The sequence below is a fragment of the Terasakiella sp. genome (assembly GCF_048267425.1).
Taxonomy (GTDB): Bacteria; Pseudomonadota; Alphaproteobacteria; order Rhodospirillales; family Terasakiellaceae; genus Terasakiella.
Window position 1 is genome coordinate 77,236 of record NZ_JBLWXN010000007.1, and the last position, 18,712, is coordinate 95,947.

An 18,712-nucleotide genomic window follows, 5' to 3' on the forward strand; every position below is an offset into this window, starting at 1 on the left:
AAAAACGCAATCCGGATCAACAAGCTCTCTTGCTCTCTGTAAATTGGACGCTATAGTCTGGAGTATGACTGATCAAGCGACACCACAGGCCAAGCCGGAACACGTTTATCTCATTGACGGGTCCAGCTTTATTTTTCGTGCATATTTTGCCAATATGCGCCACCCGATGAGCCGTGCTGACGGCACCCCTGTTGGGGCTGTTTACGGTTTTTGTTCCATGTTGATGAAGCTGTTGGGCGATACGGATGCAGACCATGTGGCCGTGGTGTTTGATACGGCGCGTAAAACATTCAGGAACGATATTTACGGGGAATATAAGGCGCATCGTCCACCACCACCTGATGACTTGATCCCGCAATTTGCCTTGGTCCGTGAAGCCGTAAAAGCTTTTAATGTCGCCAGTGTGGAAATGGAAGGTTATGAAGCCGATGACCTGATTGCGACTTATGCTAAGCAAGCATCCGCAATGGGCGCGCAAGTAACGATCGTGTCTATCGATAAAGACTTGATGCAGCTTGTCGATGATAATATTTCCATGATGGATACCATGAAAAACCGCATCATCACCCATGATGAAGTGGTGGAAAAATTCGGGGTTGGCCCGGACCGGGTTGTAGATGTTCAGGCCTTGGCGGGCGATAGTTCGGATAATGTACCCGGTGTTGCGGGGATTGGTCCGAAAACAGCGGCGCAGCTGATCAATGAATATGGTGATCTGGAAACCTTGTTGGAACGCGCTGGCGAAATCAAACAGACTAAACGCCGTGAACGCCTGATCGAACAGGCGGAAATGGCACGTATTTCCAAGCAGTTGGTGACTTTGTGTCAGGATGTGCCGATCGAACAAACATTGGCAGATTTTGCAACACGTCAGATCGATGCGGAAAAACTGATCGCCTTTTTTGAAGAACAATCGTTTAAGTCCCTGATCCCGCGCATTACCGCCAAGTTCGGTGTGGAACTGAGCATGGATGAAGACGGGCAGACGCAGGAACGCGCAAGTGGTGAAGTGGCATTGCCCAATATGGCAAGTCTAAGCCCGAAAGAAACCACATATGAATTGGTGCAGGATGAGGCCACATTATCGCGCTGGGTCGAAGGTGCGCGTTTATGTGGGACGGTTGCGGTTGATACGGAAACCGATTCTTTAAATGCCATGTCGGCTAATCTTGTCGGGGTGTCTTTATCGTACGAGGTTGGCAAGGCCTGTTATATCCCCTTGCGTCATAAATCAAGCCAAGCCGCCCAGACGTCTTTGTTTGGCGATGATGAAGGCGATGTGAGTGCCCCGCAACAAGTACCGTTTGATCGGGCGGTTGAACTGCTGAAAAGCCTGTTGGAAGATGAGGCCGTTTTAAAAGTCGGGCAGAATATCAAATACGATATGCTGGTTTTATCGAACCCGGATAATGGCGGGATCAATGTGACCCCAATCGATGACACGATGGTTCTGTCCTACATCAATGAAGGGGCCATGCATGGTCACGGGATGGATGAATTGTCCGAGCTTCATCTCGGACTGAAACCCATTGCGTTTAAAGATGTCTGTGGCACCGGGAAAAACCAGATCACCTTTGATTTGGTCGAACTCGACAAAGCCCTTGATTACGCTGCAGAAGATGCCGACATCACATTACGTTTGCACAAGATTTTCAAACCACAATTGGCGGCACAAAAAAATGTGACGTTATATGAAACGATGGAACGCCCATTGATCCCTGTTTTGACGATGATGGAACAAAACGGTATCCGGGTTGATGTGCAGGAATTGCGCGGGGTTAGTGAAGAATTTGCAGGCCGTATGGCGCAATTGGAAATTAAAATCCACGAACTGGCCGGGCGCGAATTTAACATCGGGTCGCCCAAGCAACTCGGCGAGGTCCTGTTTGATGACCTGGCGCTTCCCGGTGGGAAAAAAGGCAAAACAGGTGCGTATCAGACAGGCGTCGGGGTTTTGGAAAAACTGGTGGATGCGGGACATGAATTACCCGCCAAAGTGCTGCAATGGCGTCAGTTATCAAAATTAAAAAGTACTTATGCCGATGCCTTGATTGCACAGGTTAACGCCAAAACCGGGCGGGTGCATACGTCGTTCCAGCAGGCGGTGACATCGACCGGGCGTCTCAGTTCATCTGATCCAAACCTGCAAAACATTCCGATCCGTACGGAAGAAGGTCGTCGGATCCGCCATGCCTTTATTGCGGATGAAGGCAAGATTTTGATGGCAGCGGATTATTCGCAAATCGAATTACGCCTGTTGGCCCATGTTGCCAAAATTGATACCTTGAAAGAAGCCTTCCAAAACGGCGTGGATATCCACGCTTTGACCGCATCACAGGTCTTCGGTGTACCGGTGGAAGGGATGGACCCGATGGTCCGTCGCAATGCAAAGGCCATTAATTTCGGCATTATCTATGGGCAATCCCAATATGGTTTGGCAAAACAGTTGGGCATTGGTAACGACGAGGCCAAAGAATATATTCAAGCCTATTTCGAACAATATCCCGGCATTCGCAAATTTATGGATGATGCCAAGGAAGAAGCCCGTGAATATGGCTATGTCACCACGTTCTTAGGGCGGAAATGTTTTGTTCCCGGTATTAATGATAAAAACGGGGCGCGTCGTGCCTATGGGGAACGCGCTGCCATTAACGCCCCCATTCAGGGCGGGGCCGCCGATATTATTAAACGTGCGATGATCCGCTTGCCCGGTGCGTTGCAGGATGCTGGTCTATCCGCCAAAATCTTGTTGCAAGTCCATGATGAATTGGTGTTGGAAGTCACGCCGGAAGAACAGGAGAAAACGGCAGAGGTTTTACGTAACGTTATGGAAAGCGCTGTTGATCTGGATGTGCCCTTGGTGGTGGACATTGGCACCGGTCACAATTGGGAAGAAGCGCATTAGAATGATGGTTTCGGGGGCGGATCATGGCAACTGAGATTCGAAAAATAGGTTTCAGTCTGGAAGAGGTCAAAGCAGCATTGATTGCTTATGCCAACCGGACGGGGCGCAAGGTTCCCAAGCGCCCCATTCATTCGATTGAAGAAGAAACGGGTGGGCGAATTGTCCTTTATTTTGGTGAAGACAAATCTGCCCATGTGGGGCTGTCTGCACGTGAAATGATCACGGTCTTGCTGGTTTTTTGTCAGGATCATAAGTTGCCGGTGCCACGCAGCGCGAAAAAAGCGCTGAAGTTGGAAGGGAATATTCTAACCCTGATGATCCGTTCGGTTTGATTGAAACCTGAAATTGCATGTTTCTTTGTCGGAAACTCTGCGCTATATAAACGCGCAGACGAAATTGCTTTGGAATAAAAAGAAGAATGCCGGTCGAGATCAGACGCATTGAATATACCGATATCGAATTACGCAATGCGCTGGCCTTTTTTCATGGTCGAAAAGAAGGTGTCAGTGGCAATCAAACAAATGTGTCTGCCGTCAAAGTCATGGGGGGCGATGAATTCAGCATTGTTGCCAAGGTCTCAACGGCGATTGATGATGATGTATCGCGCAAAGTGTTTGATCATGCGACGACTGTGGCCGCGATGGTTCTTTATTCCAAAAAAGTAGGCATTCCGTTACCGCGCGAGGCCGTCAAGGCTTTAAGCCCAAATGGTTATGGCGGGGTATCCATGACCATTCGCTATGAACATCGTTTTGATTTGGGATAATCAGTTTTTGGCTTTGAACCCGTAAAAAGCCAGTACACACCAACCGCCAATCAAGCAAAACCCACCCAGTGGTGCCGACATGGGGAAGGGGGTTATTTCCCAAAATCCCTTCATGTAAAGCGTACCGCAAAACAAGGCGACACCTGCGGTAAACAGCACACCAGATAAGGTGAGAAGACGGGAACTTTCGCGCAAGGATAACAGGGCTACAGCCAAAAGAGCGAGGGCGTGCCAAAATTCATAACTAACCGCCTTGTCTACCCATAAAACAGCCTGTTCGGATAAGCCCGCATGCGCAGACAGTGCCCCCGCAATAACGGCTTCGGCCCCCATTAATCCGGCGAGTACGATCCATAAACGGCTGGTTTTTGTCATGGCTTTAACCTTGCATCGCCGGACAACCCATGTTGGAACACATTGGGGCAGAAGCACAGGACGGGGCTTGGGGCGCTGTGGAGACACTTGGGGCCATAATGGTTTTTTTGACGTGGCTGGACCCACATTCCGGGCAGCTGTGTTCGCCTTTTTCGCTCATGTCATCAAATTTGGATGAACTGGCAAACCAGTCTTCAAACACATGGCCTTGATCACATTGCAGCTTATATTTGATCATCTTTTATTTCCCGGATTTGGTATTAATAATGTGGCGGAAGGTAAGGGGTATCGTCAATTTCACTGGGGGCAACGGCCTTGACCCGATCTTTCATGGATAGTAGTTCCTTGGTCAGTTTTTCAATAGTCTGCCATTGTTCAAAAACCGTTTTGTTCAACTCATCAATTGTGCTGTCTTGATGGGTGATGCGTATTTCCAATTCGGTTAAACGATCTTCGATGCTCATCAGGTGCTCACGAAATTGTTATTTAATGTGGGGCGCGCGCAAATCATTACCATATTACTATAAGAAACCGGTAACGATTTATGTGAGTACTGATATGTTGATTAAACACACGATTGCAAGCGATCCTAAATCTTTTGAAATTACATCCAAAGCCGCTTACCTGAAGCGACGCGATTTTTTAAAAGCGACACTGGCGCTAAGCGCTGCGGCCATTTTGCCAACATCGGCACAGGCTTATTTGCCGCAAAAGATTGAAGGGGTCATCAAAAGCCCGTTCAGTACCGATGAAAAGCTAAACAAATATGATGAAGTCACCGGTTACAACAATTTCTATGAATTTGGCACGGGTAAGGGAGATCCTTTGGATAACTCCGGTGATTTTCAGCCCAAGCCTTGGACCATTAAGGTTGACGGTTTATGCAACAATCCCGGTGAAATTGGTATTGAAGACCTGATGGGGCAATATCAACAGGAAGAACGCATCTATCGCATGCGCTGTGTGGAAGCGTGGTCTATGGTCATCCCGTGGGTGGGTGTGGAATTGGCCAGTCTGTTGAAAAAGTTTGACCCGAAAACGGAGGCCAAATATGTGGAATTTACCACGCTTGTTGATCCAAAACAGTTTCCGGGGCAGAAATATCCAATCATCCCGTGGCCCTATACTGAAGGTTTGCGTATGGACGAAGCTATGCACCCTCTGACGTTGCTGGCCACCGGGATTTTTGGCGAAGAGTTGCCCCCGCAAAATGGCGCGCCGATCCGCTTGGTTGTGCCGTGGAAATACGGGTTTAAAAGCATTAAATCCATCGTGCGTATTCGCTTTGTCGATAAAATGCCGACATCTACATGGATGCAACAGGCCCCAAGTGAATATGGCTTTTATGCCAACGTCAATCCTGATGTGGATCATCCACGCTGGACACAAGCCAAGGAACGCCGTATCGGTGAATTTTTCCGCCGTCCGACATTGGCCTTTAATGGGTATGCGGAAGAAGTCGCCGATCTTTATAAAGGTATGGACCTGAGGAAGAATTTCTAATGGCAGGAAAAAGAAAAATACCGATCAAACCGTTTGTCTTTCTAGTGTGTCTGCTTCCAGCGTTCTGGCTGGTCTATGGCATTTTCGCGGGCAGCTTGGGAGCCAATCCGATTGAAACCATCCTGCGTGATCTCGGGGATTGGACCTTACGATTTTTGTTGTTGGGTTTGGCGGTTAGCACCGTGCGCCGCCTGATGGGTTGGGCATGGGTAATGCGTTATCGCCGGATGATCGGTCTTTTTGCCTTTTTCTATGCTTTTTTACATTTGGCGGTATATATCGGCATTGATCATTTCTTTGACTGGGCGACCATTTGGAAAGATATTGTCAAACGCCCCTATATCACCATTGGGATGACGGCCCTTTTACTGTTGATCCCCTTGGCGGTGACGTCCCCGAAAATCATGGTGCGTAAACTGGGCGGGGCGCGTTGGAAGAAACTACATAAACTTGTCTATCCCATCGCAATTATGGGTGTTGTCCATTTCTATCTGTTGGTCAAAGCCGATGTGCGGGAACCCTTGATCTATGGAGGGATCTTGCTTTTCTTGCTGGGGGAACGTCTCTATCGACGCTACGGAGAAAATTTTCAACTGGCTAAATCTATCCGTTAATGGCATGAAGCTCCACGGTTTCGCAGGTTGCCGGGGAAGGCAATGCAGGCAGGCTCAGGTGGATGTTATGAATACTTAAAAGATGCGCAATCACTTGGAATTTTTGCTGTACGCTGTCACGTGCCCAGACGGGAACCAGCCATTCCAAAATATGTAGAAATCGATCCGGTCTATTGTTTTGAACGGCAGCCAATCCATTAAGGATGCAACGTTCATGGCTGGAGATGGACGGCGTGTTCATATGAGAAAGTTCAAGTGTGGTGCGGCTGGTCTTTGCCAATTCAAGGCGGAACTCACATAACAATTTACATTCCTGCGGCGCCATATTCATGGAAGCGGCGGCACGTGGGCAAGCGCGTAAAATGCGCAATGCCAGTGTATCACTAAGCGAGATGGTATGGTGATTATAGGGATGGGACATGGCATATCCTTATTGGGAGAAGTTCTTCTTTCTTTAATAGTGCAATTGATAATTATTATCAAATACTTTCTTGAGGCTTGTATTTATGTGGGTTCGTATGGTGGGCAAAGCGTGCGAGAATCGGTAAGTAGTCATGACCTATTTGGGGATTATGCCCGCTCGTTCGGCATATGGAATGAAAGTGGTTGCATATGTGACGAAATGTAATCATTCCAAAATGTGTAACATCAACGTGGGAATAATGGCTTAATTTGTAACGCTTTGTTTTATTTGTTCGTTATCAAATGTTTTATGTAAATAAAATTACAAAAAAATTGCGAAAAATAATGCTTTTATCGTATCTTGCCTGGCGAGGGGGTGCGCTAGACGCGCTTCTTTTTAGTGAGGAATTTAAAAAGAGTCAGGTGCAAAAACGTGAACGCAATTGTTAAAGCCATCGCCGACAGCAGGCATTTGTTGTCCGGTAACGAAGCCCTAGCACGTGGTGTCTGGGAAGCCGGTGTTCAGGTCGCGACGGCCTATCCGGGGACGCCGTCTACCGAAATACTGGAAAACCTAGCCCTCTATCCAGATATTCACGCCCAATGGTCGGTGAATGAGAAGGTCTCTCTGGAAGTTGCCATTGGAGCCTGTGTTGTTGGATCACGATCTTTCTGTGCGATGAAACATGTTGGCGTCAATGTGGCCTCTGATGCGTTGATGTCACAAACATTGGCCGGGGTCAACGGCGGGCTGGTGATTGCCGTTGCTGATGACGTGGGGTTATCGTCATCGCAGAATGAACAAGATACACGTTTTTGGGGCCGGTTTGCCCACCTGCCGATTTTGGAACCTTGTGATTCACAAGAAGCCTATGAAATGGCTATTCGTGCCTACGAACTGTCTGAAAAATTCGGCATTCCGGTTATCATCCGTATGACAACACGTGTCTGTCATGTGAAAGGCCTTGTAACGGTCGGGGAACGCCAAGCCTATGAACATAAAGGATTTTTGGATGATCCGACCAAGTGGGTCATGGTGCCGAACCATGCCAAGGAATTATTGAAAAAACAAGGTTCACGCGACGTCATTTTGAAAGCCTATGTCAATGAATGTGATTTAAACCGCATTGATGAAGGCAGCGATAAACGTATTGGGTTTGTGACGTCCGGTCCGGCTTATTTACATGTTAAAGAAGCTTTCCCCGATGCTCCGGTCTTTAAAATGGGTATGTCCTACCCGGTGGCGATTGAGGCAATCCGCGCGTTTGGGCAAACAGTGGACAAACTGGTTGTGGTTGAAGAAACCGAACCGCTGGTCGAAACGGAATTAAAGGCCGCAGGTGTGGCTGTACATGGCAAGGATATCCTGCCAAAAACGGGCGAACTCAGCCCCCTTATTCTGGATAAACCGATCCGCGAGCTATATGGCGAAAACGTCGATGATCTTGCCGATCCCGATTTGCCGGTTTTCCCGCGTCCGCCAACCATGTGTGTGGCCTGTCCGCATTTATCGCCTTATTATTGCTTGTCCAAACTGCATAAGAAAATCCGCATCGCAGGCGATATCGGTTGTTACACGTTAGGGGCTGGGCACCCGTGGAAAGCACTGGATACGACCACCTGTATGGGGGCGTCTATCTCTATGGCGCTGGGCATGACGCTGGGCGCGTCTGATGAAGATAAAGACAAGCCTGTTGTGGCGGTGATCGGGGATTCAACCTTCCTGCATATGGGCATGCAACCATTGTTGGATGTGATTTACAATCGTGGGAACGTCACCGTGATGTTGCTGGATAACCGCACAACAGGTATGACGGGCGGGCAGGAACATGCCGGAACCGGGTTTGATATTCACGGCAATGAAGCACCGCGGGCTGATTTTGAGAAGATCGTTGTGGCACTTGGGGTGAATCCAGAACGTGTCCGCCGGGTCAACCCTTATGAAATGCCGACCATGTTCAAGGCGATTAAGGAAGAGATTAATCAGAACGAACCGTCTGTCATTATTACCGATCAGCCCTGTGTGTTGACGACACGCTTTAAACGTCAAAACCCATTGAAAGTGATTGATGGCTGTACGGGCTGTGCCAACTGTTTGAGCACAGGCTGTCCGGCAATTATCGTAACGCGGCGTGAAACCGAAACACGTAAATCCGGGAAAGAGGTCGAAAAAGCCTATGTCGAGATTGAAACAACCGCTTGTACAGGCTGTAACTTGTGTGTCAGCACCTGTGGTCCCGATGTGATTAAACCTGTTAGCTTTCTGGAGGTAGCCAAAAATGTCCAATAATGCGGAACTGACCAATATCCTCGTTTGCGGCATTGGTGGACAAGGGGTGATGACAGCGTCTGAAGCCCTGTCAATGGCTGCCATTCAATTAGGGCTTGATGTGAAAAAGACCGAGGTTGCCGGTATGGCGCAACGCGGTGGTGTTGTCACATCGCATGTGCGTTTTGGTGAAAAAGTACTTTCGCCTGCGATCCCGAAAGGCGAGGCCGATATTCTCGTCGGGTTTGAACCGGCAGAAGCGATGCGGTGGGCCAAACATTTGAAAAAAGGTGGTGTTGCGATGGTCAATACATCGCGTATCAAACCCCCTGTGGTCAATGTTGGTCTGTTTGAATATCCAGATAATCCTGTGGAAGAAATGCGCAAAAACGGGGTGGAAGTCTATGACTTTGATGCCGGTGAAATCGCCCGCGAACTGGGGGAAATGCGTTTGGTCAATACCATTTTAATGGGCGCGATTTCTGAACATTTGCCGTTTGATGCACAGGTTTTGAAAGACATTATTGTGGAACGTTTCCGCCAGAAAAAACCTGAACTGGCCGAACTAAACGATAAAGCTTTTGAAGCCGGTCGTAAGGCTGCTGCAAAATCGGCCCAAAGTGCGGCCTAAAATCTTAGGTATAGACAAAGAAAAAGCCCATTGCGTTTTTGCAATGGGCTTTTTTTGATGTTTGTTTACCGACTTAATCGCGAACGACAAAGACGGAACATTTGGCATGGCGCACAACCCGTGCGGAGTTGGGACCAAGCAGATAGTCTTCGAGTTTGGGGCGATGGGCGGACATGATAATCAAATCAATATCAACATCATGGCAGACCCGTAAAATTTCATCATAAACAGTCCCGTTTGCAATGACGCGCTGGACTTCGATCCCATCCGGGATGTTGTCGGCCACAAATTGTTTTAAGATCTTTTTGGTTTCTTCCAGTGCTTTTGCTTCAAAACCTTTCGGGAAGAAAGATCCAACGAGCGAGCTGCCGAAGTCCGGCACCACGCTCATTACGTGAAGTTTACTGTTGAAAGTTTTGCACATCTCAATGGCAGTTGGCAGTGTTTTGTGCCAGGAACTTGGTTCTGCCAAATCGATGGGGAGGAGGATATCTTTATACATTTTACGCTCCTTGTGCGCGGGCTGCGGATGAAGGGACTTCTTTTCGACGACGCGCACGTTGCGCCAGAATAACAAGCCCCAGCAGCACAAATGCAGGGATAAACATGATTTGCTTGGTCGGTCGGTCTGTTTCCACCTGAACGCCACTGATTTCAAAATCGAAATCAACGCCCAATTTGGCTGCCGGACTGTCAAACATGACATTGTCGACAATGGCCTTACCGTCTTCATTGCGCAGTTCAATACCGGCAAAATTCAGACGGTCCGTACCGCTGGCTTTTGGTCCCATCGGGATCATGACAGCTTTGGAAACATCGTTTCCTTGAAGGTCGATACCATTGATTTGAATAGTCAAGCTTCCGCCGTCTTTGACGCCTTCTGCCAAACTCATTAATTCCGTACCCGGACGTTCTTCATAAGGCGGGATGATCATATCCAGCCAGAAGGCAGGACGGAACAATGTGAAGGCAATGAGTAACAAGGCCGCCGTTTCCCAAATCTTGCTTTTGACAAGGAAGTAGCCTTGTGTTGCTGCGGCAAAGGTGAGCATCCCAATGACTGCGACGACAATCACGGTTATAAGATGGAAGGGCCCGGTTATCCCGATCATCAACAATTCGGTGTTGAAGATGAACATAAAGGGTAAAATGGCCGTTCGGATATCATACATGAACCCTTGCAAACCCGTTCGAATTGGATCGCCCTGTGAAATGGCAGCCGCGGCAAAGGCGGCCAACCCGACAGGGGGCGTATCATCGGCTAAAATGCCGAAGTAAAAGACGAACAGATGAACGGCAATCAGCGGGACAATAAGGCCGCTTTGCGCCCCCAATGCCACAATCACCGGCGCCATCAAGGAAGACACAACAATATAGTTGGCGGTTGTCGGTAAACCCATACCGAGGATCAAGCTGATAATGGCGGTGAAGATCAACATCAGCATAACAGAACCGCCCGAAATCAGTTCGATAAATTCTGTCATCACAAGGCCGATCCCTGTCAGGGTGACAGTGCCCACTACGATCCCGGCGGCAGCGGTTGCGACACCGATACCGATCATATTACGCGCACCGGAAACCATGCCATTGAACAAATCAGACAGACCGGTTTTATAGGCCGTTTGAACATCATCGCCCTTGTTGCGGAAATATGCCATCAGTGGGCGCTGTGTGATGACGACAAACATCATAAAGACGGTTGCCCAAAAGGCCGATAATCCCGGTGACATACGTTCAACCGTTAAACACCAGACCAAAACCACAACAGGTAACAGGAAGTACAAACCGACTTTGACGGTCGGGCCAACAGGCGGAAGTTCGTTAATTTCCGGTGTTGTATCCAGTTCCGGGTAACGTGCGGCAAATTTGACCAAAGCGATGTAGATAATCGCCAATCCAAGGGCAACCACCCAACCTGTTGCATCCCCGGCCATGACTTTGACCCATCCCAGCAAGGGCGGCATAATCCAGATCAGTCCACCCAGGATAATAAAGATACTGAGGGCACCGATCAAACTGCCTTTCAAACCGATTTTATGAATGCGGGGCAAGCCTTGCATGTTGGCTTTCATCGCTTCAAGGTGAACGATATAGACCAAGGCGATATAGGAAATAACCGCAGGCAAGAACGCATGTTTGATAACGTCGATAAAAGGAACGCCTGTATATTCCACAATCAGGAAGGCCGCAGCCCCCATGATCGGTGGGGTTAGTTGACCATTGGTACTGGAGGCGACTTCGACCGCACCGGCCTTTTCAGCCGAAAATCCGACTTTTTTCATTAAGGGGATGGTGAACGTTCCGGTGGTCACAACGTTGGCGATGGAGGAACCCGAGATCATACCAGTCATGGCAGAGGAAACCACTGCGGCCTTGGCCGGTCCACCGCGCATATGTCCCATCAGGGCAAAGGCCACGCGGATAAAATAATTGCCTGCACCGGCTTGTTCCAGAAGGGCACCGAACAGGACAAACAGAAACACCATTGAGGTTGAAACCCCAAGGGCCACGCCAAATACACCTTCGGTTGTCAACCAGTAGTGCGACATCCCTTTATTGAGGGAGGCCCCTTGGTGAGCAATTACGTCCGGCATGTAGGGTCCGGCAAAAGTGTATGTCAAAAAGACACACGCCACGACCATTAAGGGCGGGCCCAAGGCGCGTCGGGTGGCTTCGAGCAACAAGATCATGCCGACAACACCGACAATGACATCGAATTGCGTCGGATTACCGGGACGATCTGCCAGTTGATTGTAGAAAAGGAATAAATAAGCGGCGCAAAAAGCACCGATCAAGGACATGATCCAGTCTTGGATGGGAATATAAGACTTGGGGGAATGCTTGGTTGCGGGAAAAGAGGTAAAAGATAAAAAGACAGCAATCGCCAAATGGATGGCGCGGGCTTCGGTATCATTGAGAACCCCAACCCCGAAAATAAAGGGCAGCGGTGAAGCGTACCATACTTGGAAGATCGACCAGCCGAGGGCGGTGAATAATAAAATTTGTCCGGCAAGTCCGAAAGGACGGCGCCCGCCTGTATCGGCTTCAGCGACCAGTTCTTCGGCACTCATCGCCGGATTTGTATTTTCTGTATTTTGACCCATCGCGAATACTCCTTTGCGTCAAAACGATCTGCGCGTATGTAGATGGAAAAAAGGGGGAGCTTGCACACAAGCTCCCCCTTTTTGTTCGCATTTAAAGCATATACTTACTTCAGAAGACCAGCTTCTTTGTAGTACTTGGCTGCGCCGTCATGCAACGGAGCGGACAGGCCATCTTTGATCATTTCTTCTTTTTTCAGGTTCGCAAATGCCGGGTGGAATTTTTGGAACTGATCGAAGTTTTCGAACACAGCTTTGACAACCTGATAAACAGTGTCTGCCGGTGTATTTGTGGAAGAAACGAATGTCGCGCCGACACCAAATGTTTTGGTATCTTCCGGGTTGCCGCGATACATACCGGCCGGAATAGTGGCGATACGGTAGTAGTCATTGTCAGCAACCAGTTTTTCAACAACAGGTCCGTCAACGGTTACGACAACGCTGTCACAAGATGTTGTGGCTTCTTTGATGGAGCCATTCGGGTGACCAACAGTATAAACCATCGCGTCGATTTTGTTATCACACAAGGCTTTGGATTGTTCAGCGGCTTTCAACTCGGACGCCAAGGCGAAATCGTCTTTGGTCCAGCCCAGTGCTTTCATCAAAACTTCCATTGTGCCGCGTTGACCGGAACCGGGGTTGCCGATGTTTACGCGTTTACCTTTGAGGTCCATAAAGTTTTTAATGCCGCTATCTGCGCGTGCGATAACCGTGAACGGTTCCGGGTGTACAGAGAAAACAGCACGTAATTCTTTAAACGGACCGGCTTCTTCAAATTTGCTTGTGCCGTGATAAGCATGATATTGCCAATCGGACTGGGCAACACCCATGTCCAGCTCACCTGCACGAATGGTGTTGATGTTATAAACAGAACCACCTGTGGATTCTGCGGAACAACGGATACCGTGAGTTTTACGATCCTTGTTCACCAGACGGCAAATCGCACCGCCGGTCGGATAGTAAACACCGGTTACGCCACCTGTACCGATTGTGATGAATTTTTGTTCTGCCTGAGCAACCCCCATAGATGCAGCAGCGAAACCGATAACTGCAGCTGTTGCAACAAAGGCTTTTTTAAAGATCATATTTAACTCTCCCGTTTCGGATATGAATCCTGACTTATGCCCGTTTTCACGGGCCTTTATCTGAAATGGCATTTCATTACGCCACTTCAGTATGACTTTGGTTGTTTATTGCCCTAACCGGACGAAAAGCATTTTTGCTTTTTTAATCATTAATGGTAATACCTAAGCATAGTTGAAATAGAACTGCAACAGTTGTTTCTTTCAAATGACTATCAAAACAAATATTTCAACATCCCTTTGAAAAATATTTTTTTATTCTCCAATTGGTCGTTTAATGCGCAAGGATCGTAAAGTGGTGGCACTCATCGGTTCGCGTCCTGTCAACCGGGCGCTGAGGGCAGCTTGTGCGACCAGTTCCCCATTGTTGGGGGCTGTTGATCCATCTGCAAGTAGGCGATTGTTTTCAAAGCCGATTCTCCCATGACCGCCAAGGGCAGCTGTCAGTGAAATACAGGCATTTTCATACTGTCCAAACGCGCAGACGCTCCAATCCAGATCTGGTTGGTCTTTGATCAGGTGATAAGAAGGCAGAAGGTCTTGCGGCTTGGCCAACTGTTGTCCATAGCGCCCCAAAACGATCAGGATGGAAAGATGGCCTTGTCCAAAGAGACCTTTGTTGCGCAAAGTCAGAAAACGTTGAATGTCGTTTTCATCGTAAAGGATAACTTGAGGCCAGATTCTTTCATGGTTCATCCATTGCCAAAACTTAGCAAATGTCTGCTCATCTGCGCCTTCTGGTAGAAGCTCGCGCAGGCCCAAGGAAACAGCTTCGGGCTTGAGGGATTGGACCATATCGCGTTGTTGTTCTGCTTGATACTGTCCGACGGCCTCTGTTGTGACCTGAATAACAATATTATCGCCCATGCGATCCCGAATCGCACGTATGGCATCATTATAACGTTCTGCATCTAAAACATGTCGTTCATTAGAATCACGCACATGCAGGTGGATCATTGCGGCCCCGGCTTTCACGCAATCTTCGGCACAATCAGCCAGTTCGTCCGGGGTGATGGGCAAGGCAGGGTGATCGGCTTTGCCAAGGCGCGCCCCATTTGGGGCAACGCATAACATCATATCGTTTTTCATGAGACTATTCCCGCCCGGTGACACGGTTAAGGGCACGAGCCAAGCGTGATACGATTTCGTTAATCAAGGCTTCATCTGCAATGAAGGGAGGGGCAAGCAGGACATGGTCACCAAGTCGTCCGTCAATGGTGCCGCCATTGGGGTAGCAAATCATGCCTAAATCCATTGCCGCTTTTTTGAGTTTTGTATTTAAAGAAAACTCAGGATCAAACGGGGCTTTGTTTTTTTTATCTTCGACAAATTCGACAGCACGGAACAGGCCACGTCCGCGAATGTCGCCAACGTGAGGATGCTTGTCGAAGGCCTCATGGAGTTTTTTATCCAAGTAGCTCCCCATTTTTTGAACGTTCTCGATCAGATTGTGTTTTTCGATCTCTTTCTGAACGGCCAAGGCGGCGGCACAAGCGATTGGATGCCCCAGATAAGTATGCCCGTTCATAAAAACGCCGGAACCTTGTTGAAAAGCGCGATAGACTTTGTCTGAAACCAATGTGGCCCCAATCGGTTGATAGCCGCCGCCCAATCCTTTGGCAATGGTGACAATATCGGGGACGATGCCTTCCTGTTCATAAGCAAACAGACTGCCGGTGCGACCCATGCCGCACATGACTTCGTCAAGGATCAGCAGGATGTCGTAACGATCACAAATGTCGCGGATTTTTTGGAAGTAGGTTTTTACCCCGGTTTGTGCACCCAATGTGGCCCCTGAAACGGTTTCCGCAACAAATCCGATGACGTTTTCAGCCCCAAGACGTTCGATCTCGTTTTCAAGTTCATCAGCAAGGCGGGTTGCATACTCTTCTTCGCTTTCTTGCGGTTTTTGGTCCCGGTAAGGATAGCAAGGGGAGACGCGGCCCTGTTCAACCAGCAAGGGGGCAAACTGTTTTTTGCGCCATTGGTTGCCGCCAACGGACAATGCGCCGAGTGTATTACCGTGATAGCTTTGCCCGCGTGCGATAAAATGTTTGCGTTCAGGTTGACCGATTTCTAAAAAATATTGCCGCGCCATTTTAAGGGCCGTCTCCACGGCCTCGGATCCACCGGAAACGAAATAGGCGGCTTCCATATTGCCCGGCGCGCGGGCAATGAGAAAATCGGCAAGGTCTTCCGCCGGTTTGGAGGAAAAAAAGCCAGTATGAGCATAGGCCAATTGATCGACTTGGGCGTGAATGGCTGCACGCACGGCTTCGTTGCTGTGACCAAGGCAGGAAACGGCGGCACCACCGGACGCATCTAGATACCGTTTACCGTTTTCGTCGATAAGATAGGGACCGTCACCGCGAACGGCGAGGGGGAGTTTGCTTTTTAAACTGCGATGAAAGACATGTGTGGCCATCGCTTGTCATCCTTATAGTAGGGTGGAAGGGGGGCTATCAGGTTTGATCTTCCCAATAGGCATCAAATTGATCGAGCTGTTCTTTACTTTGGGCAACAGTTTCAACCAGTTCTTCGCCACCTTTTGAAATCATAATGGCGATTAGGCTTTCCACCAGCGCAATACTGGCGCTGGCAGAAGGGAAAAATGTGGGTGAGACATTACGGATCATAAGATTACGATCGCCGGGGCCGACAATGGGGGAAATTTCAGTATCGGAAATCGCGACAATCGTTGCGCCTTTTTTGCGGGCATATTGTGCCGCCTGAACGGTTTCACGGCTAAACGGTGCGTTTGAAATGGCAAACAGCACATCCTCGGGGCCGATATCGCGCAAGGTGTCTGCTGCAATACCGGCTTTGCCGTCGATTAAATGAGCGTTGGCGCGAAACATGGAATAGGCATAGTAAAAAGCAAAGGCAACCGGAAAGGAAATGCGCATTCCCATCACATAAATTCGTTTGGCGCTGAGCAAAAAATCAGCCGTTTCGTCCAAAACATCTGCGCCGATCCCGTGCAGGGTACGATGAATATTTTTTTTGGATGTTTCTTCGATTTCCTCGATCAATTCAAAGGCATGCCCGGCTTGGCGTTGCAAACCGCGTGCCCGTCCGACATAATCTTCCGGGGACAGGCGCAAACGATGTTGAAAAAGATCGCGCATGTCGTTGAAACCTTCGAAGCCCAAAAACTGTCCCAAGCGTACCATCGTTGTGGGGTGAACGTTGGCTTCTTTGGCAAGTTGTCGCATGGAGACAAGGGCGACATCCTCGGCATTGTCTATAACATAACGCGCCGCCAGTTGAACCTGTGGGCTCATATTCTGGTAGCTTTCGTTAATGCGCTTTAGAAGCTCGTCATACGTCATTGAAGGACACCTTTGAATGTGATCTTCAAAAGAGTAGCGCCAAGCTTTTAGTTTTGCAACAATTGTTGCAAAATTATTTCATATGAAGCAATTGTTTTTGGTAAAAGGGGAGGAGACGGGAGCCTCTTCCCCTTTTATCCCGGTTAATGTTGAGGGCCGATGAACAAGGTTTCTGCAATCTGAATATCGTTCTTTTCGGGGTCTGAAAATTGGACATGAATGGGCAGGCGAGCCTGTGTATTTCCCGGAAGGTCGCTTTTGACAATCATGCGGAAAGTCCCGACCTCACCGGCTTTTAGGTGAAGTTTATCGTCTTTTTGCCCGATGATGCGCACTGTAGGATTTGCCAAACCGATCAGGTGTAAAGTGTAGTTTCTGTCTTGTGTGGATTTGTTAATCAATCGGATGGTATAGGCGTTTTGAATTTGTCCGGAACTGAGTTTAACAAAGAAGGGTGCGCGGTCGCGCAGGATTGAAACAGTTGTTTCAGCCCGCATGTTTATGCTGGCGATTGCGGCGATAATGGTGACCAGTAAGATGGTGATATAGACCAGTACACGCGGGCGCAGCAACGGGTTTTGTGTCGCTTCTCCCTTGGATGCCTGTTGGATGTTATAGGCCGAGTCGTAGGTGATCAGGCTGGTGGGAAGGTTGAATTTTTGCATGACTGTATCGCAGGCATCGATGCATAAGCCACAACCGATACATTCCATTTGTTGTCCGTCGCGAATATCGATCCCGGTCGGGCAGGCCTGTACACACAAGGAACAATCAACGCAATGGCCCCGATCGGAAAAATCCCGGCTTTTGCCTGGTTTGGCACGCCCTTCGCCTCGCCAGTCCTGATAGGTGATGACCTTGCTGTGATCATCAAACATGACGCCTTGAAAACGCCCGTATGGGCACATGTAAAAACAAACTTGCTCGCGGGCAAACCCTGCCATCATGTAGGTCATGCCTGCCATTGTCGCAAATGTTGCCAGTGTCCAGCCCGTAAGATTAGCCTGAAATAGATCTTTAGTGATTGTCAATGGATCGTGAAAGTACCAGAGAAAGGACAAGGCGAAAAAGCATGAGATTGCAAGCCAGACGGAGTGTTTTGCAATGCGTTTGATGGTTTTGTTCATGCTGTTTGGCGCCTTGTCCAACCGGATGCGGGCGTTACGGTCGCCCTCGATCCATGCTTCGACCTTCATAAAAAGGTCGGTCCAAACGGTTTGAAAACAGGCAAATCCGCACCATGCGCGTCCAATCAAGGTGGCTGAGACAAAAAGACCGATGGCGGCAATAATCATCAAGGCGCTGAGGATGTAAATATCCTGCGGCCAGATCTCAAGATTAAACAAGTAAATGCGTTCACCTGGTATATCGAACAAGATGGCCTGATCGGGTTTGTCCCCTTCACGTGCCCACGGCAGAAGAGGCGTGAAATGATACAAGACAAGAAACCCCCACAAGGTTGCGTTTTTTAAGGATCGGTAGAACCCTTTGACGGCCTTTGGATGGATTTTTTGCCGGTTGACATAAAGGTCTCCGCGTGCGGCTTCTGTGTCGGCGGAAAGGGAGTTGGGTGACATGGGTTGCATTGTTCATTCCACGATATTCATTCAAACTTGAGGGATAGGCAAAAGCACACAATCCATTCAATTTCAATTTTTTGATCGCAATATATGTATTTGTATGTAAATTAGGATGCATACAAATTGTTATTTCAAAATGGAAACACCAGTCT

The 18,712-nt window shown here is 48.7% G+C and carries 18 protein-coding genes; 7 read left to right on the forward strand and 11 right to left on the reverse strand.

Annotation, left to right across the window (positions count from 1 at the left end):
- Window positions 1-64 precede the first annotated feature (64 nt).
- The 3 genes from polA (at window position 65) to ACN0VA_RS12070 (ending at window position 3,671) form a co-directional block, all read left to right on the forward strand.
- Window positions 65-2,905 carry a DNA polymerase I gene (gene polA, locus ACN0VA_RS12060; RefSeq protein ID WP_417821395.1) on the forward strand — a complete coding sequence of 947 codons (2,841 nt, stop codon included), beginning with the start codon at window positions 65-67 and terminating at the stop codon, window positions 2,903-2,905.
- Between the two features lie 23 nt (window positions 2,906-2,928).
- Window positions 2,929-3,237 carry a hypothetical protein gene (locus ACN0VA_RS12065; RefSeq protein WP_417821396.1) on the forward strand — a complete coding sequence of 103 codons (309 nt, stop codon included), beginning with the start codon at window positions 2,929-2,931 and terminating at the stop codon, window positions 3,235-3,237.
- Between the two features lie 86 nt (window positions 3,238-3,323).
- A complete protein-coding gene (locus ACN0VA_RS12070; protein WP_417821397.1) occupies window positions 3,324-3,671 on the forward strand; it encodes a hypothetical protein in 348 nt (115 codons plus the stop codon).
- Here ACN0VA_RS12070 and ACN0VA_RS12075 read toward each other — a convergent pair whose 3' ends face one another.
- From ACN0VA_RS12075 to ACN0VA_RS12085, 3 genes are read right to left on the reverse strand one after another with little or no spacing between them, the layout of a single operon-like run.
- Window positions 3,672-4,046: a DUF423 domain-containing protein gene (locus tag ACN0VA_RS12075; RefSeq protein ID WP_417821398.1), complete on the reverse strand. Its 375-nt coding sequence runs from the start codon at window positions 4,044-4,046 to the stop codon at window positions 3,672-3,674.
- Window positions 4,047-4,050: 4 nt separating this feature from the next.
- Window positions 4,051-4,284, reverse strand: coding sequence for a DUF1178 family protein (locus ACN0VA_RS12080; RefSeq protein ID WP_188661563.1), 234 nt, complete (start codon window positions 4,282-4,284; stop codon window positions 4,051-4,053).
- A gap of 22 nt (window positions 4,285-4,306) precedes the next feature.
- Complete coding sequence (locus tag ACN0VA_RS12085) at window positions 4,307-4,510, reverse strand: SlyX family protein (RefSeq protein ID WP_417821399.1); 204 nt, start codon at window positions 4,508-4,510, stop codon at window positions 4,307-4,309.
- A gap of 94 nt (window positions 4,511-4,604) precedes the next feature.
- Between ACN0VA_RS12085 and msrP the strand changes: the two genes are divergently transcribed.
- Together msrP and ACN0VA_RS12095 are read left to right on the forward strand one after the other, a co-directional pair.
- On the forward strand, window positions 4,605-5,549 hold the full coding sequence (gene msrP, locus ACN0VA_RS12090; protein ID WP_417821400.1) for a protein-methionine-sulfoxide reductase catalytic subunit MsrP: 945 nt from the start codon (window positions 4,605-4,607) through the stop codon (window positions 5,547-5,549).
- On the forward strand, window positions 5,549-6,163 hold the full coding sequence (locus ACN0VA_RS12095) for a sulfite oxidase heme-binding subunit YedZ (protein ID WP_417821401.1): 615 nt from the start codon (window positions 5,549-5,551) through the stop codon (window positions 6,161-6,163). Before msrP ends, ACN0VA_RS12095 begins: the two co-directional genes overlap by 1 nt.
- Here the strand turns inward: ACN0VA_RS12095 and ACN0VA_RS12100 are convergent.
- Window positions 6,153-6,584, reverse strand: a complete 432-nt coding sequence (locus tag ACN0VA_RS12100; RefSeq protein WP_417821402.1) for a hypothetical protein — start codon at window positions 6,582-6,584, stop codon at window positions 6,153-6,155. The genes ACN0VA_RS12095 and ACN0VA_RS12100 overlap by 11 nt on opposite strands.
- 414 nt (window positions 6,585-6,998) lie before the next feature.
- Here ACN0VA_RS12100 and ACN0VA_RS12105 point away from each other — a divergent pair, with 414 nt between their 5' ends.
- Both ACN0VA_RS12105 and ACN0VA_RS12110 read left to right on the forward strand, forming a co-directional pair.
- Complete coding sequence (locus tag ACN0VA_RS12105; RefSeq protein ID WP_417821403.1) at window positions 6,999-8,855, forward strand: thiamine pyrophosphate-dependent enzyme; 1,857 nt, start codon at window positions 6,999-7,001, stop codon at window positions 8,853-8,855.
- The gene (locus ACN0VA_RS12110; RefSeq protein ID WP_417821404.1) at window positions 8,845-9,465 is read left to right on the forward strand and encodes an indolepyruvate oxidoreductase subunit beta; all 621 of its coding nucleotides are present in this window, start codon (window positions 8,845-8,847) and stop codon (window positions 9,463-9,465) included. The genes ACN0VA_RS12105 and ACN0VA_RS12110 overlap by 11 nt, the downstream gene beginning before the upstream one ends.
- A 73-nt stretch (window positions 9,466-9,538) precedes the next feature.
- Here ACN0VA_RS12110 and ACN0VA_RS12115 read toward each other — a convergent pair whose 3' ends face one another.
- From ACN0VA_RS12115 to ccoG, 7 genes are all read right to left on the reverse strand, one after another.
- A complete protein-coding gene (locus ACN0VA_RS12115) occupies window positions 9,539-9,967 on the reverse strand; it encodes a universal stress protein (RefSeq protein ID WP_417821405.1) in 429 nt (142 codons plus the stop codon).
- Window position 9,968: 1 nt separating this feature from the next.
- Window positions 9,969-12,569 carry a TRAP transporter permease gene (locus ACN0VA_RS12120; protein WP_417821406.1) on the reverse strand — a complete coding sequence of 867 codons (2,601 nt, stop codon included), beginning with the start codon at window positions 12,567-12,569 and terminating at the stop codon, window positions 9,969-9,971.
- A gap of 104 nt (window positions 12,570-12,673) precedes the next feature.
- The gene (locus ACN0VA_RS12125) at window positions 12,674-13,651 is read right to left on the reverse strand and encodes a TAXI family TRAP transporter solute-binding subunit (RefSeq protein WP_417821407.1); all 978 of its coding nucleotides are present in this window, start codon (window positions 13,649-13,651) and stop codon (window positions 12,674-12,676) included.
- 252 nt (window positions 13,652-13,903) lie between these two features.
- Entirely contained in the window at window positions 13,904-14,737 is an 834-nt protein-coding gene (locus ACN0VA_RS12130) for a 3-keto-5-aminohexanoate cleavage protein (RefSeq protein WP_417821408.1), read from the reverse strand.
- Between the two features lie 4 nt (window positions 14,738-14,741).
- On the reverse strand, window positions 14,742-16,073 hold the full coding sequence (locus tag ACN0VA_RS12135) for an aspartate aminotransferase family protein (protein WP_417821409.1): 1,332 nt from the start codon (window positions 16,071-16,073) through the stop codon (window positions 14,742-14,744).
- Window positions 16,074-16,110: 37 nt separating this feature from the next.
- Window positions 16,111-16,980 carry a MurR/RpiR family transcriptional regulator gene (locus tag ACN0VA_RS12140; protein ID WP_417821410.1) on the reverse strand — a complete coding sequence of 290 codons (870 nt, stop codon included), beginning with the start codon at window positions 16,978-16,980 and terminating at the stop codon, window positions 16,111-16,113.
- Between the two features lie 143 nt (window positions 16,981-17,123).
- Window positions 17,124-18,566, reverse strand: a complete 1,443-nt coding sequence (gene ccoG, locus ACN0VA_RS12145) for a cytochrome c oxidase accessory protein CcoG (RefSeq protein WP_417821411.1) — start codon at window positions 18,564-18,566, stop codon at window positions 17,124-17,126.
- Between the last annotated feature and the right edge of the window lie 146 nt (window positions 18,567-18,712).

Bases quoted from the DNA above. Each gene is read 5' to 3' on its own strand.
- polA (WP_417821395.1), top strand. From the start codon at position 65: ATGACTGATCAAGCGACACCACAGGCCAAGCCGGAACACGTTTATCTC.
- ACN0VA_RS12065 (WP_417821396.1), top strand. From the start codon at position 2,929: ATGGCAACTGAGATTCGAAAAATAGGTTTCAGTCTGGAAGAGGTCAAA.
- ACN0VA_RS12070 (WP_417821397.1), top strand. From the start codon at position 3,324: ATGCCGGTCGAGATCAGACGCATTGAATATACCGATATCGAATTACGC.
- ACN0VA_RS12075 (WP_417821398.1), bottom strand. From the start codon at position 4,046: ATGACAAAAACCAGCCGTTTATGGATCGTACTCGCCGGATTAATGGGG.
- ACN0VA_RS12080 (WP_188661563.1), bottom strand. From the start codon at position 4,284: ATGATCAAATATAAGCTGCAATGTGATCAAGGCCATGTGTTTGAAGAC.
- ACN0VA_RS12085 (WP_417821399.1), bottom strand. From the start codon at position 4,510: ATGAGCATCGAAGATCGTTTAACCGAATTGGAAATACGCATCACCCAT.
- msrP (WP_417821400.1), top strand. From the start codon at position 4,605: ATGTTGATTAAACACACGATTGCAAGCGATCCTAAATCTTTTGAAATT.
- ACN0VA_RS12095 (WP_417821401.1), top strand. From the start codon at position 5,549: ATGGCAGGAAAAAGAAAAATACCGATCAAACCGTTTGTCTTTCTAGTG.
- ACN0VA_RS12100 (WP_417821402.1), bottom strand. From the start codon at position 6,584: ATGTCCCATCCCTATAATCACCATACCATCTCGCTTAGTGATACACTG.
- ACN0VA_RS12110 (WP_417821404.1), top strand. From the start codon at position 8,845: ATGTCCAATAATGCGGAACTGACCAATATCCTCGTTTGCGGCATTGGT.
- ACN0VA_RS12115 (WP_417821405.1), bottom strand. From the start codon at position 9,967: ATGTATAAAGATATCCTCCTCCCCATCGATTTGGCAGAACCAAGTTCC.
- ACN0VA_RS12120 (WP_417821406.1), bottom strand. From the start codon at position 12,569: ATGGGTCAAAATACAGAAAATACAAATCCGGCGATGAGTGCCGAAGAA.
- ACN0VA_RS12125 (WP_417821407.1), bottom strand. From the start codon at position 13,651: ATGATCTTTAAAAAAGCCTTTGTTGCAACAGCTGCAGTTATCGGTTTC.
- ACN0VA_RS12130 (WP_417821408.1), bottom strand. From the start codon at position 14,737: ATGAAAAACGATATGATGTTATGCGTTGCCCCAAATGGGGCGCGCCTT.
- ACN0VA_RS12135 (WP_417821409.1), bottom strand. From the start codon at position 16,073: ATGGCCACACATGTCTTTCATCGCAGTTTAAAAAGCAAACTCCCCCTC.
- ACN0VA_RS12140 (WP_417821410.1), bottom strand. From the start codon at position 16,980: ATGACGTATGACGAGCTTCTAAAGCGCATTAACGAAAGCTACCAGAAT.
- ccoG (WP_417821411.1), bottom strand. From the start codon at position 18,566: ATGCAACCCATGTCACCCAACTCCCTTTCCGCCGACACAGAAGCCGCA.